Genomic DNA, 14,346 nt, shown 5'->3' with positions numbered 1-14,346 from the left:
GCCCAGGTGCTGAACCTGTTCATGGACCTTCAGCAAGAGTTCAACACCGCCTACGTGTTCATCTCCCACAATCTGGCGGTGGTGCGCCACGTCGCCGATCACGTGATGGTGATGTACCTCGGTCGGCCGGTGGAAATGGGTCCGAAAGAGGACATCTACACCCGCCCTCTGCACCCGTACACCCAGGCGCTGTTGTCGGCAACGCCGACCATCCACCCGGATCCGGACAAGCCGAAAATCAAGATCGTCGGCGAACTGCCCAACCCGCTGAACCCGCCGTCCGGCTGCGCCTTCCACAAGCGTTGCCCGTACGCCACCGAGCGCTGCAGCACTGAAGAGCCGGCCTTGCGTCTGCTCGACGGCCGGCAAGTGGCTTGCCACTACGCGCAAGACATCAACGACTGAGCCACCGGGGTTAACAGGCCGCGCCCTTGTCCACCCCCACGCCAGCCGACGGACGCCTATTCATGCCCAGGGGGCTCCGGCGAGATCGCTTAACCGCGCGGCGTCTGCATATTCGTCAGGGCCTGATGATACCGAGATGAGCCGATCAAGCGGTGCGGAGCGATTGACATTGTGAAGCGGCACCGAGCGGCGAGAGGTACGCCTTCGCGCCGGCCGGGCTCGCGACCAGCAAGAAGCAATCCATCCGAATGCCAACAATCCCCCAGCAGCAGGAACAGTCGCTCAGGCAACCTTTACCCTCAGCGTTGATGGAGTGCAACAGGATGTCCTTTGGACAGACCAGCAGGTCGCTCCAGCGGTGCTTTCGAGCCTGACGCTTCCAGCTGCCGATGCATGCGGGAGCGGATCAGCGCGAAGATGCCGCCAAATCCTCTTCGACGAAGCGCAGCATCGCCTCCGCCAGCGCCTCGCGCGGATAGGCATTCTGTGTCACCAATAGTGAAGCGATGGTCGAATGCGTTCGGGCGATCGGCACTGCCAGTGCCCAATGATCGGCGTTGATATAGCCCATCAGGGTGCTGCCAGGCACAACCTGATCGTAGAAGATCACTTGGCTGTCGTTGCGGGCATCGATGCGCGCCAGCTTGTTGTAACTCGATTTCAGCGCGAATGAGATGTGATCCGGCTGCGGGAAGGTAACGAGCGAATAGTAGTTCAGTTCGGACGGCAGCCGGTTCTGCGCCAGCCAGCTCTTGCGCGTTGCGGGTCGCAGGCTGTTGATCGCGCCACCGTCGCCCGAATCGCAGGTCGCACCGGGAAAGTACCGCAACAGGTCCGCCTGGTACTGCTCGGCATCGTTGGCCAGCGCCGAGCCGCCGACCGAGCCGGCTGCGCTGATCACTGCCGCGACGCGGCCGCGGATTTGCGGGTAAGCGACCATCGCTTCGAGAATGTCGGGCGCGCCCTTCGAATAGCCGATCAGGACGAGGCGCGGCGGTCCGGCCTCGGCTGGCATCGCCATGATCGCGTCGCGTATTTGCCGAGCGTTGTTTGCGGAACTCGATAAAGCGTCGACCTTGATCTGCACCAGGTCATATCCGAACTGGCGGAGATGAATCGCTACGCTGCCGGGCGCTTGCAGCCATTGCTCGAAGCATTCGTAGCCGACGCCGGCCACCACAGCGCCGATCAGACGGCGTTTCGATTGACCGAGATCGACGGGTTTGCCGGTGCCACCAGGTTCGCTACCGACGCGCGTCAGCGCCTCCTCGCAAGGGCGGCTATCGGGCAGATCGCTTCCTCGCGTGTCGAGGATCGAGCAGAAAATCTCGCGAAAGCGCGCCCGCTGGTCCTGCACGCCGGCCTGCGACGCAGGGACCAGCACAAGCGGCGGTGTGTCCGTCGAGTAGGCGATCAGCGGCGCAGATGTGCAGGCGGTGAGCGCATGGCAGCCAGCGATCATCAACCATGCCATGCCACCGCGGCACAACAATGTGTGGGCCCCGCACAGACGGCCGGCCGAGTCATCCGGCCTGCCGAACAGGTCACTTGTGGGCATCGTCGACCTCCTTCCGTGCAGGCGATTCGCGCCGGTCCAGATACGTTTCCCAATCGAGCATCTCCACCTCCGACAGGCTGAGCGGCCGCGGCGCAAAGAACATGACCGCACGCAGACCGTCGCTGAAGTAATGGGCGCCGCTGAACGTCGTTCGCGATTGTGCCTGGGACGCGGGACCGACGCCGGTGACGAACCCGAGCTTGTCCAGACCGGCCGAATACATCATGTCCTGAATCAGCAGATTTCTCGCCTCATCGACATCCTCATGCAAGACGAGGTTTTCCGACTCGTGCGGTGCAAAGCGTCCGCCGATCGGTCTCCCGACCTGCGCGAGATAGACGGAGCGACCTTCGAAGCGCATTGGCGTGAGCCACACACGCACCCAAGTCGCCGGCGCTCCGGCTTGCGATTGCTTGCGAACCACGGCATCGGGCATGCGGCTGAACACACGTTCGGCCGCATCCGCGGAGTACGCGGCACGCCGGTAGCCGCGACGCACAAATGCGGCGGCGATATCGGCGAACTCGCCGACGAGAATCGCATTGAGCGGATCGCCGTGCGCCCTGCCGTTCGCGTCAGCGGCGCAGCAGGGAAGGCGCTCCAACGCGGAACGCAACGCGGCCAGATCGTCATAGTCCTTGATCTCGGAACCGTGATGCTGGAACAAGCCTTCGGCAAACCATTTTTCCCCAGCATCGTCCGGCACCTGCAAGAAGAGGGAGAACGGGATCAGCGTCTTTCTCTGCAGCAGATCGATATTCAGCAGCCGCGTAACGCGCTCCGGGTTGATGAACAGCAGGCCCGCTTTCGTTTCGCCTGGCAGGACGGGATTCTTGAACCCCAGTTGGTCGAAGTGTGCATCGATGCGCGCGTTCGCTGCCGGGGCTAATGTCCTGTGCACGGACCAGGCGACTTCGAGTGGCGAGAAATAGTCGGGATCGGTTCCCGGCCGCAGCAACAAGAGCGGATCGGCAGTCTGGTTCTGGACTTCGACCCACACGGGCTGCACGCGCGTCTTGTCCAACTCCACACCCAGCATGCGCCGCCTGTCTTCGGCACTGAGCACGGCGGCGCTGACGCGCACCTCGTGCCTGGTGGCCGTCTGCGCACGTTCACGCAACCCGGAAGTACTGAAATCGGCAGGCGCCTGCCAGGTCGCACAAGCAACGGCGAGCGCAAGAATCGCGGCACAACTCATGGTGTACAAGCAGCGCATTGCATACCGCAGAGCGCCGCGTGGTGCCGACGGCAAGCGGCTCATGGCTTGCCCCGCCCCGGTGACTGTCCGCCATTCTCGTAGATTCCCTTCGATAGAAAGAACTCGATTTCCGCCAGGGAGGTGTGCGTTTTATCGAATACCAGGACACAGCGCAGCCCATCCGTGTAGTAAGGATCGGTCGTCAGGTTCTCGCGCGGCGCAACCTTGGGCGCGGCCCCCACACCCTTCACAAATCCGAACTTGGCCAGCGTCACCGAATACGCCATATCCTGTGTCAGTGCACTCCGCGCTTCGTCGACGTCAGGGTCGATCTTGTGCGTCGTCAGCGTCGCAGAATGCACGGTAAGCCGGCTGCCGATATCACGGCTGATCTGTCCGACCCACACCTTCTTGCCGTGATATTGCATCGGACTCAGCCACAGCCTCAGATGATTGCGCTGGTGGACGTTGTCACGCGCCTTTTGCAAGGCAAGGTCCTGAGCTCGCCCGAACAGATAGAGATCGCTCACCGGCGCATAGGGATAGCGCTCTCCGGCAAGCGCCGAATTGACCATTTTCATGATCGACCCCGACCACTTTTCCTCAGTTCCACGCCAGCCGCGACGCGCGAATGCGGGGAAGGCATCATCGAGGCCGCCGACGATCACCAGGTTCAGCGGATCGCCGTTACTGGAACCCTCCTCGTTGGTGACGCAGCACGGCAGCGCCTCCAGCGCCGCCTGGAAACTGGCGTCATCCGTGTAGTTCACAATTTCTTCGGGCGGATAGATGCCCTGCCTGAACACTTCGCTGATGTGGTAATCGGTGCGCAGGCCCGGCACGATGGAAAGGACAGAGAAATGCCTCGCCCGCCCGTCTGCCACCAGATCGAGGTGAACGAACTTGAACCCCTCGTCGAGATTGGTCAACACGAAGCCCGAGGTTGTCGCGCCAGGTGGGATAGGGTTGCGGAAGGCCAGCCGACGAAAGTGCCGGTCGAGCGCCGTCCGCTCGTCCTGCGGGACGCCCGAGAAAAATGCTTCGGCCGCCTCGGATGCAGGGAAGAAATTTGGATCGAGGCCCGGCGAAAGCAGATAGTAGGCGCGGTCTTCCCGATTTTTGACTTCGATCCAGACTGGCTGTATCGATGTATTCGCCAGAGGCACGCCGTAGACCACCTCGCTTTCTGCGGCCGACAGTACGGCGGTCGACACGCGCAAGCCGCCATCGCTGCGCGTCACGGCGCGGCTCTTGTAGTCAAGGCTCGTCGTTGGCGGAGGCTGGGAGGCGCAGCCGGCGAGCGCGGCTGCGATGGCCGTTGCTGTGAGAACGTGCCTCACCATGCGATGCATTGCGTAACCTCATCAACTGAGCTTTACCAATCTTCGCTGCCCTGCCTACGTAATCCGTGGCTACTACCAACATTAGTTTCTACGTCGAAGCTTTTCATTATGAACCGCCCCGGGAATTCCGGAGGCTTTTTGGTGTGAGTCACGCCGCCATGGCAGACTGGCCGAACTATCGATAGCAGGCCGCTTCGGCCTCTGCAGGTGATACGTCGTCGATGGGCTCCAGCAGCCGTTGAGAACGCCAGGATCCTCTATCTATCGTAGTAGTTCTCGAGTAAGTCACAGTGATCCGGGGGGGAGCGACATCCAGACTATTCGATTTCCGGGTTACCTCTGATCGGGCATTGGATGTCCATCGGTATTTGCGTAATCGCCAGCCGTATACGACTCTGGATGTGATTGCAGCCCAGGAACCGCCTTTTGAATTGGTTCTCTTGAGGTGGCTTGTTTTTCTTGCGCGTGAGTGGGAATGCTTTTTCAACGTGAGGGACAATGAGTTCGAACACATCACCGCGATTCAAAGCCTGGTGATGCAGGTATTGCGAAGCTTTGTAGAGTATCTGCTCGATCTGCTGTTTCCCGAAAGGGGTATGGACAAACTTGCACTGCAGATAACGAGACTTGCCGTCCCGAACTGCGACCAGATCAATACCCTGATCTGCAAAACCAAGGGCTAGCCCTCTGTAATCGATTTCCCAACCATCTTTCTCTAGTTCCAGACCAATCCATCGCTCGTAGACTATCCCCCAGTCGGATAACGCCATCATCTGCGGAGTAATCAAGTCGATGGGCTCTCCCTTTTCGTTCAGCACCGTGACACCCATCTCGTGATGCACTGCCAAACGCCCAGCCATCAGCCTTCTGGCTAACCCTTTCATCCGTCGCTCCTTTCAATTCTCCTATGGTGCGCCTTCGGCAACGCTTGCTTTGGAACAGGAGCATTTCTATCCCGGTACCACTCAGCGTTTCCGACCGCCTTCAGCAACTGGGCACGGCCACCCTCTTCCTGACCTTCAGTAACATTGCGACCTTATTCAAGGGTTAAGGGAGCGTTCAAGGAAAATTTCGCGCACTCATGGCCAAAGGATCCTGATTCCGAGAAGTGGGCTAGATTTCACCGCCAGTAAAACCACTACGCCCTCTCCCGCTTTAAGTTGGCATGATCACCCGATTCAAGGTATTAAAGCCTCCCAGCGTCCCGGCCACTGACGATGTCGAACCGTCCGACCTACCCGCGACCTTCCCTTTACCACCTCACGCAAGAGCCCCCCATGGCAAACCACGACCTGACCTTTATCCCTGATCCCGACGCGGACTCCATTTCCTCCGACGTTGTCGGTTTTGCGGGCGTGCTGGTCTCCACGCAGATCCCTACCCGTGCCGACGGCAGCCTGGAACTGGGCAACATCACGCTGCAGAGCGAGTGCACCCTGCAGGCGCTCAAGGTTGCGCTGGAGCGCGCCGGCAGTTCCATGGACCGGGTGATGCACCTGACCATCTACCTCACCGATATGGCCGACCGCGCCGCGTTCAACGAGGTTTACCAGCGCTTTTTCGCCAAGCCGTGGCCGGTGCGCGCCGCTGTCGGCGTGGCGGCCCTGGCGGTTGAAGGCATGCGCGTGGAAGTCACCGCGATGGCCGCCAAGGGCTGAGTCCGCGGCGTTATCCGGCGGCCATGCTCTGCGAATGGCCGCCACCGGACAGCATGCGGGTGCCGGTCAAGCGTTTCGCCGCTACAATGCGCGTCTCGACCGTGACAAGCCTGACTAAAAAAATATGTCCCTGCCCAAACATCATCTGGAATTGCTCAGCCCTGCCCGCGACGTGGCCATCGCTCGCGAGGCCATCCTGCATGGCGCCGACGCCGTGTACATCGGGGGCCCGAGCTTCGGTGCCCGCCACAACGCCTGCAACGAGGTGAGCGATATCGCCCAGTTGGTGGAGTTCGCCCGGCGCTACCACGCCCGGGTCTTCACCACCATCAACACGATCCTGCACGACAACGAGCTGGAGCCGGCGCGCAAGCTGATCCACCAACTGTACGATGCCGGCGTCGACGCCCTGATCGTCCAGGACCTGGCCGTGATGGAACTGGACATCCCACCGATCGAGCTGCACGCCAGCACCCAGACCGACATCCGTACCCTGGGGCGGGCGAAGTTCCTCGATCAGGCCGGCTTCTCCCAGTTGGTCCTGGCCCGCGAGCTGAACTTGCAAGAGATCCGCGCCATCGCCGACGAGACCGATGCGGCGATCGAGTTCTTCATTCACGGTGCGTTGTGCGTGGCCTTCTCCGGCCAGTGCAACATCTCCCACGCCCAGACCGGCCGCAGCGCCAACCGGGGCGACTGTTCCCAGGCCTGCCGCCTGCCGTACACCCTCAAGGACGAAAAAGGCGGCGTGATCGCCTATGAAAAGCACCTGCTGTCGATGAAGGACAACAACCAGAGCGCCAACATCCGCGCCCTGGTAGAAGCGGGTGTGCGCTCGTTCAAGATCGAGGGTCGCTACAAGGACATGGGCTATGTGAAGAACATCACGGCCTACTACCGCCAGCGCCTGGACGCCGTCCTCGAAGACCGCCCGGACCTGGCCCGCGCGTCCAGCGGCCGCACCGCGCACTTCTTCCTGCCCGATCCGGAGAAGACCTTCCACCGCGGCAGCACCGACTACTTCGTCAGTGATCGCAAGATCGACATCGGCGCCTTCGACTCGCCGACGTTCACCGGCGTGCCGGTGGGCATCGTCGAGAAGGTCGGCAAGCGCGACCTGCAGGTGATTACCCATGAGCCGCTGTCCAACGGCGACGGCCTCAATGTGCTGGTCAAACGCGAGGTGGTGGGTTTCCGCGCCAACATCGCCGAGGCCAGGGGCGAGTTTGAAGAGGACGGCGAAAAGCGTTACCGCTACCGCGTCGAACCCAACGAGATGCCGGAGGGGCTGCACCGCCTGGGGCCACGCCATCCGTTGAGCCGCAACCTTGACCACAACTGGCAGCAGGCGTTGCTCAAGACCTCCGCCGAGCGCCGGGTCGGCGTTGCCTGGGTCGCTCGCCTGCGCGAGGATCGCCTGGAACTGACCGCCACCAGCGAGGAAGGCATCAGCGCCCATGTGGCCCTGGACGGTCCGTTCGGCCTGGCCAACAAGCCGGAACAGGCCCTGGAGCAACTGCACGACCTGCTCGGCCAACTGGGCACGACCCAGTACCACGCCACGGACATCAAGCTGGATGCGCCACAGGCGTACTTCATCCCCAATTCGCAGCTCAAGGCGTTGCGCCGCGAAGTGATTGAAGCGTTGACCGCGGCCCGTGTCGCGGCTCACCCACGGGGCGGGCGCAAGGCAGAGACCACGCCGCCACCGGTCTACCCGGAGTCGCACCTGTCGTTCCTGGCCAACGTCTACAACCAGAAGGCCCGCGACTTCTATCACCGTCACGGTGTCGCGCTGATCGACGCGGCCTACGAGGCCCACGAGGAAACCGGCGAGGTGCCGGTGATGATCACCAAGCACTGCCTGCGCTTCTCCTTCAACCTCTGCCCGAAGCAGGCCAAGGGTGTCACTGGCGTGCGCACCAAGGTCGCGCCGATGCAACTGGTGCACGGTGACGAGGTGCTGACGCTGAAGTTCGACTGCAAGCCCTGCGAGATGCATGTGATCGGCAAGATCAAGGGCCACATCCTTGGCCTGCCGCAATCGGGCAGCGCGGCGGAACAGGTCGTCGGGCACATCAGCCCCGCCGACTTGCTCAAGACCATCCCGCGCGCACCGCATTGAGTGAGCGGCGAGCGCGATGTCTTGTCATCGCGCTCGCCCGCTCGATCAATAACAGGCGGCTCACGGTCTCATGCCGCGCATAACCGCCCTCGCCCGCTGGCACAGGGTGGATGCGGTGTTGAGTTCTGATGAAATGCAGTCGGCACGTTGTCGCGTTCACGGCAAGCCAGCTGGATGTTGAAACGTCGGGAGTTATACAACTGACACGAGAAACACCGGATCGGAGCTGGCGTTCTGTGCAAGAAGAATCGACCAGGCCTCGTGCAATAGCTGCCGAGTGAGCCGTATCTGGATGAATCTAGGAAAATGGCAGGGGCGGCTGGATTCGAACCAACGCATGGCAGGATCAAAACCTGCTGCCTTACCGCTTGGCGACGCCCCTGTATCTGTTGCGATGAGTGACTGGCACTCTCTTCCTGTGGTGACACGCCGCGTAAGGGCCTGTGCAGGAATGCGCGCAAATGTATCAACTTTCGCTTCGTCTGGGAAGAGAAAAAATAAACAAAATGGTTTTAAAACAGATGCTTACTGTTAAACAAGGCTGAAACTGATCTTTTGCACGGCTTTTTTGCGTTCCCGTGGCCGGTGAAAAGCCCTGATATTGCCGAACGGCGCTGCCCGGCGGTCTGGCAAGTTTTGAGCACTGACTTACACTGCGATACACCCCATACGAACGCAGGACGGTTCAACGGATCGATGGATCACGCTGCCAGCCTGGGCATCACGTAATGATCTGAGTGAAGCCAACATGAAAATGCTCACGGCCATCTGGACAGGGTTTCTCGCAACCGGCCTGTGCGCGGTGACGAGCAACGTTGCCAGTGCGGCAACTCCCGGCCGAGTCTTCCAGACCGGTTTCGACTGCTCCACGGCCACCGCGAAGGTCGAAAAGCTGATCTGCCGCGATCCCCAACTGGCACGGATGGACGTCGAGCTCAGGCGCCTGTACCGACTGGCGCTCACGGATCAGCGCTCGGTACCGCCTCCCGACAAAGTCATGAACGACCAGCAGTTCTGGATCCTGGCCCGCAATCAGTGCGCAACCGACGTCGCTCCGAAGGCCTGCACGATCCGCAGCTATGCCGAGCGTGCATACCAGCTGCGCCGAGGTTCGGCAATCGTCAGGACCAAGGACCCGGACAGATTGACCGAAGGCCCCCTGACCTTTCGGTGCACAGGCCTGAACACGCCGATCGCCGCCACTTTCTTTAATGCCGGGCCCGATGTCGTCTACCTCAAATGGGCCAACACCTCGATCACGCTGAGCGAGATGCCGAGTGATTCGGGGCTGCGCTACAGCGGCAAGGACAGCCTGGGCTACTACAGCTTTTGGCAAACGGATGCCATGGCGGTGTTCCTGAAGCCGGGATCATCCGCCATGAGGTGTACCGTCGAGCCCACTGGCTGATCTGACACTAACCACCGTCAACTCACGAGGTCTTGATCGCCTCGCTCGCGGCTTCGTCAATCAACGCGGCGACCTCGGCAGGCCGGGAGGCCAGCGACGCGTGGCTGGCGTCCAGGGTGATGACCTTCCTGGCATTGAGTCGGGCCGACATCATTTTCTGGTTGTCCGGGTGAATCATTCGGTCGGCGCTGGAGATCTGGTACCAGGACGGTTTGTTTTTCCACGCGGGGGCCGTGATGGTGTCGCCAAAGGTGCTGGCCAGCGGGGCCTTCTGGGTGACCGCCATGACCAGCGCCTCATCGGGCGTCAGGTCCTGGCCAAAACTTTCATGGAATTTCTCGGGTTTGAGCCACAGGAAACCATCGCTGTCAGGCTCTAGGTTGGGCGCCGCCAAGGGCAGATGCTGCTGGGTCAGGCCGCCAGGGCTTTCGCCGGCATCCGGCGCAAAGGCTGCAATATAGACCAGCCCCACGACATTCGGCAGGTCACCGGCTTGCGTGATCACTGCTCCCCCGTAGGAGTGCCCCACCAACAGCACAGGACCACTCTGCTGCGCGACCATCTTGCGTGTACGCTCGGCATCGTCGGCCAGGGAGGTCAGTGGCATTTCCACTGCGCGAATGGAGGTATAGCCCTTGCGTGCCAGTTCCACGATGACCTTGCCCCAATGCGCTGCACCGCCCCAGAAACCATGCACCAACACTACCGTAGGTTTATTGCTCATGAGCTGACTCCGATCCGTGAATAGAGATGTTCACCCGAGACCCATCAGCATAGTGCCCTTTGTGACATCGGGCGCCTGCTCGGAAATCAAGGGCTGCAGAAGCAGGCACTCAGCAGGACGCCCTGTGAATGCTGACGTATGCTCTGACCCGCCCATTATTGTGAGGTGGCTGCCGGCCTACCATGACCAGAATGCCGAAGACTGTGCCGAGACACCGAAATAACCCATCCCCTGGCGCTGATCTGAGAGATCCCGCCGCCGATGTTTTTTTCGAGGTGTTCAGCCTCGCCCGCATGCGCGGTGAACTGCTGGGTGCCGTCACCGTCCGGCCTGGCGAGTCATTGCGTCGCCCCGCCGGCCAGGCGTGTTTCCATGTCGTGCATGAAGGGGCTTGTCGGTTGCGCCTGGAAGACGCAAGCGAATCCGTGCAACTGGCGCCGGGGGACATCATCTTTGTGCCCCACGGGCAACGCCATCGCATCGACGCCGACGCCCTTGTCGTACAGCCCGGCGAAGCGGTCCGGATCACCAGCGGTGTGTTCCAGTTCGAGGGAACCGGCGGCCAGGCCCTGATGCTCGGCTTGCCCGCGCTGTTGCATGTCACCTGTCTGCAAGACGCGAAATCCGATGACGTCGGATCCAGGGAGTGGCTGTCGCTGACGATCGCCGCGATGCAAAAAGAGGTGCAAAGCCCCTCCATCGGCAGCGCGGTCATGCTCTCCAGAATCATCGACCTGATGTTTATCTGGGCGGTGCGCCATTGGCTTGCGCGTGCTCCGGAGGGCGCCGGCGGGTGGATTGTCGCCCTGCGCGATCCGGTGATCGGTCACGCGCTGGCACTGTTGCACGCCGAGCCTGGCGCCGAGTGGACAGTCGAACGACTGGCTGCCCAGGTCAAGCAGTCACGCTCGAACCTGGCCAGCCACTTCGCTCGTCTGGTGGGCACCTCACCGATGCGCTACCTCGCGCACTGGAGAATGCAACTGGCCAGCCAGCACCTCCTCTCGTCGAATCGACGCATTTCACAGATTGCCGAGGCGTTGGGGTACCAGTCCGAGTCCGCGTTCAGCCGTGCTTTTCGCCGCGAATTCAACCTCGCACCGGGCGAGTATCGCGCTCGCCAGGGTCAATCCGTCGAATGATACGTTCGCGCCCCTGACATGGGGGCGCGCAGGTTCATTCGGGCCGGCGCACGACCCTCACCTTGCCGCTGCCACCTCCCCCGCAGAAGAATTGGTGGCCGCCGTCGGACTCAAGCCCCGAGACTCCGACGCCCGCCGGCATTTCCAGGGACTCCAGCACGGCGCCCGTGTGCGGATCGATGTGGCGCAACTCGCTTTCCTCGCCTTCCCAGGTGCCGTGCCAGAGTTCGCCGTCCACCCAGGTGACGCCGGTGACGAAGCGATTGGACTCAAGGGTGCGCAGGATCGCGCCGGTGAGAGGGTCGATCTGATGAATCTTGCGGTCCTGGTACTGGCCGACCCAGAGCGTACCCTCGGCCCAGGTCAACCCCGAATTACTGCCGCCCGGGGCCGGGATAGTGCCCAGCACTCGGCCTGTGGCGGGGTCGATCTTGTGGATGAGGTTCTCGGCGATCTGGTACAGGTGCTGGCCGTCGAATGCTGTGCCGGCATCGGCGGCGACGTTGATCGTGCGGGAGGTTTTTGCGCTGGCCGGATCCAGGGCATGGAGCCCGCTGTCGCTGGCAAACCAGATGCGCTGGCCGTCCCAGGTCACGCCATGGACGCTCTTGACGTCGGCAAAGGGTCCATATTCACGAAGTATGTTGGCGGCGGACTGTTTCATGCTGGCTTCCTCTTCATGGGGGGAGCGTTCAGCCTAATCATTGGCCAGGGGAACGGGGAGTAACAAAGTCGTCGCGAATCCCGGTACCGACGGGATCACCCAGCGCCCCGCTCGCCCGCTACCGAACGACTGCACCCTGCCCTCGGCAGCCAGAGCCTCGAGCGCGCGCTGCACCGTGCGTTGACTGCAACCCAGCGCCAGGGCCAGCGCGGAACTCGACCACGACTCACCGTCGGCGAGCAAGGCCAACACTGCGGTATGGGCATGCTCCACCGGCCAAGCGAGTATTACGACCTCGCGGGAGCGATGGGGCACCAGGGTAAATCCGCCCTGGGTCGCAGTGACCCCGGCCAACGGCCGCAACAGGGTGCGCAGCCGGCCGATTTCGACCCGCAGCCGTGCGCGATGGGACTCATCGTCCAGCTTCAAGCGAAAGGCCCGGGCGATCAGCGCTGCTCTCGACACTTCGCCGGGCCAGGCATGGGCCAATGCCCGTGCCAGCACCAGCAGCACCGGACGCCCGGCCAGGGACACCTGCACGAGCCCGTCACGCACCAGAAACCGCCGTGTATCGACAATCAGCGCGTCCGACAGCAGGAGCCCTTCAATCTCATCGAGCAACAGCAGCCGCTCCTCGCCACGGCAGATCAAGCGAGCGGCGGGAGTATCGAGCAGGAGGACCGCGCTCCGCACCTCCGCGTGCAGTGCGGCAATCCCGGCGCACCGGGCCTGGTGTTCAGCCCGTGCCAGCGCGGCGCGCGCGTCCGGTGTCCGCAGGCGCCTGATGGCTATCCCGGCCACGATCAGTTCGTGAATGGTGTTTAACGCCGGGGGCAACCCTCTGGGATCGAGCCCGGCCAGTCGCTGCTCGACCTCGTCCAGGCGACCGATCAGCAGCAGGCGCCGAATCTCCAGATACCGGGCATGCGCTGCGTTGACCCGGTCGCCGTGGTCTTCGAGGGCTCGGCGTGCAGCCTCCAGAGCCTTGACCGGCCAGCCCAGGTCCCGGGAAGCGAAAGCGATTTCCGCCTCGGCGACCACGCAGCGCGCACGGGCCAGGGCTTCTTCGGGCGCGAACGCCCGCGCCGCCCTGCGTACCAACGTCTTGGCCCGGGCGAATTCGCCCAATTGCGCCATCGCAATGCCCCGCAGGGCAAGCGCCGGGGCATCGTCGCGCAAGGCCACATGATCGAGTGCACCAAGGGGGTCTCCCGCCGCCAGCGCACGCGCCGCGGCCGTGATCAACGAATCCATGTGAGCCTCGCCACCGCTGCCACTCCTGCCGTCAGGTGTTCGCTGCCCAGTCTATCTCACCCGCACCAGCCACTGGCGCGTCCACCCAACCCCGTTATAGTTGAGGTGTCCCAAACCACCGGGAGGTGGCCATGCGCAAGATCGTCAGTAAGGAACCATGGTGGGCCGCGCCGCCAAAGCCCGGGCAGGATGAGTCCGAGCTGGAATGGGGCTGGCTGGTGACGTACAACGAAGGCGAGCCGCGCTTCGAGTTTGTGAAGGAGCGGCCGTCCGATAAAGAGATCCGCAACCGCAAGAGTTGTCGGATCACGGTGCAGGAATGAAGGCACGCGGGTCTGCATATAGGGCAGACCCGCCTGGCAGCCTGCTTGCGAGACAGGACACTAGAGGTTCACGATCCGCTGGAATCCGCCAAAGATCATGCGCTGGCCATCAAAGGGCATCGCGTTGCCCTCGGCGCGCACCCGGGGATCGGCCATGAACTTCTCCATGCCTTTGTCGCGGGTCTGGCGATCGGGCCAGACGATCCACGAAAAGACCACGGTTTCATCTTCCTTGCGTTTCACCGCCATGGGAAACGAGGTCACCTTGCCTTCGGGGACATCGTCCCCCCAGCACTCGCTGACGTTGAGCGCACCGTTCTCCTTGAAAATCGCCGCCATGAATTCGGCATGCTGGCGGAATCTATCGCGATTGGCGGTGGGTACGGCGGCAATGAAGCCATCGATGTAGGACATGATCTGCTCCTGATACGGTTGCAGGGGGCGTGCCGGGATTGGCTCGTGAATAGTCGACGGGGCGTTATCTGGATCGACAGCATGAGCATCGAAGCCGACCAACGGTAATGGCCGCCGGAGTCAGGCTACA

At 62.3% G+C, this 14,346-nt stretch carries 14 protein-coding genes and 1 tRNA gene; 6 read left to right on the top strand and 9 right to left on the bottom strand.

Features of this window, described 5'->3' with window-relative positions; genetic code table 11:
• On the top strand, positions 1-405 hold a 405-nt coding region (locus tag AC3WQN_RS20240; protein WP_492606952.1), incomplete at its 5' end, for an oligopeptide/dipeptide ABC transporter ATP-binding protein.
• 406 nt (positions 406-811) lie between these two features.
• Here AC3WQN_RS20240 and AC3WQN_RS20235 read toward each other — a convergent pair.
• From AC3WQN_RS20235 to AC3WQN_RS20220, 4 genes are all read right to left on the bottom strand, one after another.
• Positions 812-1,963, bottom strand: a complete 1,152-nt coding sequence (locus tag AC3WQN_RS20235; protein ID WP_103399618.1) for a lipase family protein — start codon at positions 1,961-1,963, stop codon at positions 812-814.
• Positions 1,950-3,224: an LssY C-terminal domain-containing protein gene (locus AC3WQN_RS20230; RefSeq protein ID WP_218277350.1), complete on the bottom strand. Its 1,275-nt coding sequence runs from the start codon at positions 3,222-3,224 to the stop codon at positions 1,950-1,952. Before AC3WQN_RS20230 ends, AC3WQN_RS20235 begins: the two co-directional genes overlap by 14 nt.
• Complete coding sequence (locus AC3WQN_RS20225; RefSeq protein ID WP_218277351.1) at positions 3,221-4,402, bottom strand: LssY C-terminal domain-containing protein; 1,182 nt, start codon at positions 4,400-4,402, stop codon at positions 3,221-3,223. The genes AC3WQN_RS20230 and AC3WQN_RS20225 overlap by 4 nt, the downstream gene beginning before the upstream one ends.
• 419 nt (positions 4,403-4,821) lie before the next feature.
• Positions 4,822-5,388: a hypothetical protein gene (locus AC3WQN_RS20220; RefSeq protein WP_103399620.1), complete on the bottom strand. Its 567-nt coding sequence runs from the start codon at positions 5,386-5,388 to the stop codon at positions 4,822-4,824.
• A 393-nt stretch (positions 5,389-5,781) separates the two neighbouring features.
• On the opposite strand from AC3WQN_RS20220, the gene AC3WQN_RS20215 reads away from it, so the two are divergent.
• Positions 5,782-6,162 carry a RidA family protein gene (locus AC3WQN_RS20215; RefSeq protein ID WP_095078963.1) on the top strand — a complete coding sequence of 127 codons (381 nt, stop codon included), beginning with the start codon at positions 5,782-5,784 and terminating at the stop codon, positions 6,160-6,162.
• A 124-nt stretch (positions 6,163-6,286) separates the two neighbouring features.
• A complete protein-coding gene (locus AC3WQN_RS20210) occupies positions 6,287-8,287 on the top strand; it encodes a peptidase U32 family protein (RefSeq protein WP_103399621.1) in 2,001 nt (666 codons plus the stop codon).
• Between the two features lie 307 nt (positions 8,288-8,594).
• Here the strand turns inward: AC3WQN_RS20210 and AC3WQN_RS20205 are convergent.
• Positions 8,595-8,669: transfer RNA gene (locus AC3WQN_RS20205), tRNA-Gln, on the bottom strand.
• A gap of 366 nt (positions 8,670-9,035) precedes the next feature.
• Between AC3WQN_RS20205 and AC3WQN_RS20200 the strand changes: the two genes are divergently transcribed.
• Positions 9,036-9,695: an MliC family protein gene (locus AC3WQN_RS20200; RefSeq protein ID WP_103399622.1), complete on the top strand. Its 660-nt coding sequence runs from the start codon at positions 9,036-9,038 to the stop codon at positions 9,693-9,695.
• A 22-nt stretch (positions 9,696-9,717) separates the two neighbouring features.
• Here AC3WQN_RS20200 and AC3WQN_RS20195 read toward each other — a convergent pair whose 3' ends face one another.
• On the bottom strand, positions 9,718-10,419 hold the full coding sequence (locus AC3WQN_RS20195; protein ID WP_103399623.1) for an alpha/beta hydrolase: 702 nt from the start codon (positions 10,417-10,419) through the stop codon (positions 9,718-9,720).
• A gap of 182 nt (positions 10,420-10,601) precedes the next feature.
• Here AC3WQN_RS20195 and AC3WQN_RS20190 point away from each other — a divergent pair, with 182 nt between their 5' ends.
• Entirely contained in the window at positions 10,602-11,561 is a 960-nt protein-coding gene (locus AC3WQN_RS20190; RefSeq protein ID WP_103399624.1) for an AraC family transcriptional regulator, read from the top strand.
• Positions 11,562-11,595: 34 nt separating this feature from the next.
• On the opposite strand, the gene AC3WQN_RS20185 is transcribed toward AC3WQN_RS20190, so the two are convergent.
• Together AC3WQN_RS20185 and AC3WQN_RS20180 are read right to left on the bottom strand one after the other, a co-directional pair.
• Positions 11,596-12,225, bottom strand: coding sequence for a Vgb family protein (locus tag AC3WQN_RS20185; protein WP_103399625.1), 630 nt, complete (start codon positions 12,223-12,225; stop codon positions 11,596-11,598).
• A gap of 33 nt (positions 12,226-12,258) precedes the next feature.
• Positions 12,259-13,479, bottom strand: coding sequence for an HTH domain-containing protein (locus AC3WQN_RS20180; protein WP_103399626.1), 1,221 nt, complete (start codon positions 13,477-13,479; stop codon positions 12,259-12,261).
• 131 nt (positions 13,480-13,610) lie between these two features.
• Here AC3WQN_RS20180 and AC3WQN_RS20175 point away from each other — a divergent pair, with 131 nt between their 5' ends.
• On the top strand, positions 13,611-13,802 hold the full coding sequence (locus AC3WQN_RS20175; protein WP_103399627.1) for a hypothetical protein: 192 nt from the start codon (positions 13,611-13,613) through the stop codon (positions 13,800-13,802).
• 60 nt (positions 13,803-13,862) lie between these two features.
• Here AC3WQN_RS20175 and AC3WQN_RS20170 read toward each other — a convergent pair whose 3' ends face one another.
• Complete coding sequence (locus AC3WQN_RS20170) at positions 13,863-14,216, bottom strand: DUF1428 domain-containing protein (protein ID WP_095144292.1); 354 nt, start codon at positions 14,214-14,216, stop codon at positions 13,863-13,865.
• Positions 14,217-14,346 lie beyond the last annotated feature (130 nt).

Source organism: Pseudomonas sp. FW300-N1A1, from assembly GCF_058789115.1.
The sequence above is the reverse complement of the archived record's forward strand: the minus strand, read 5'-3'. Positions and strand labels throughout refer to the sequence as shown.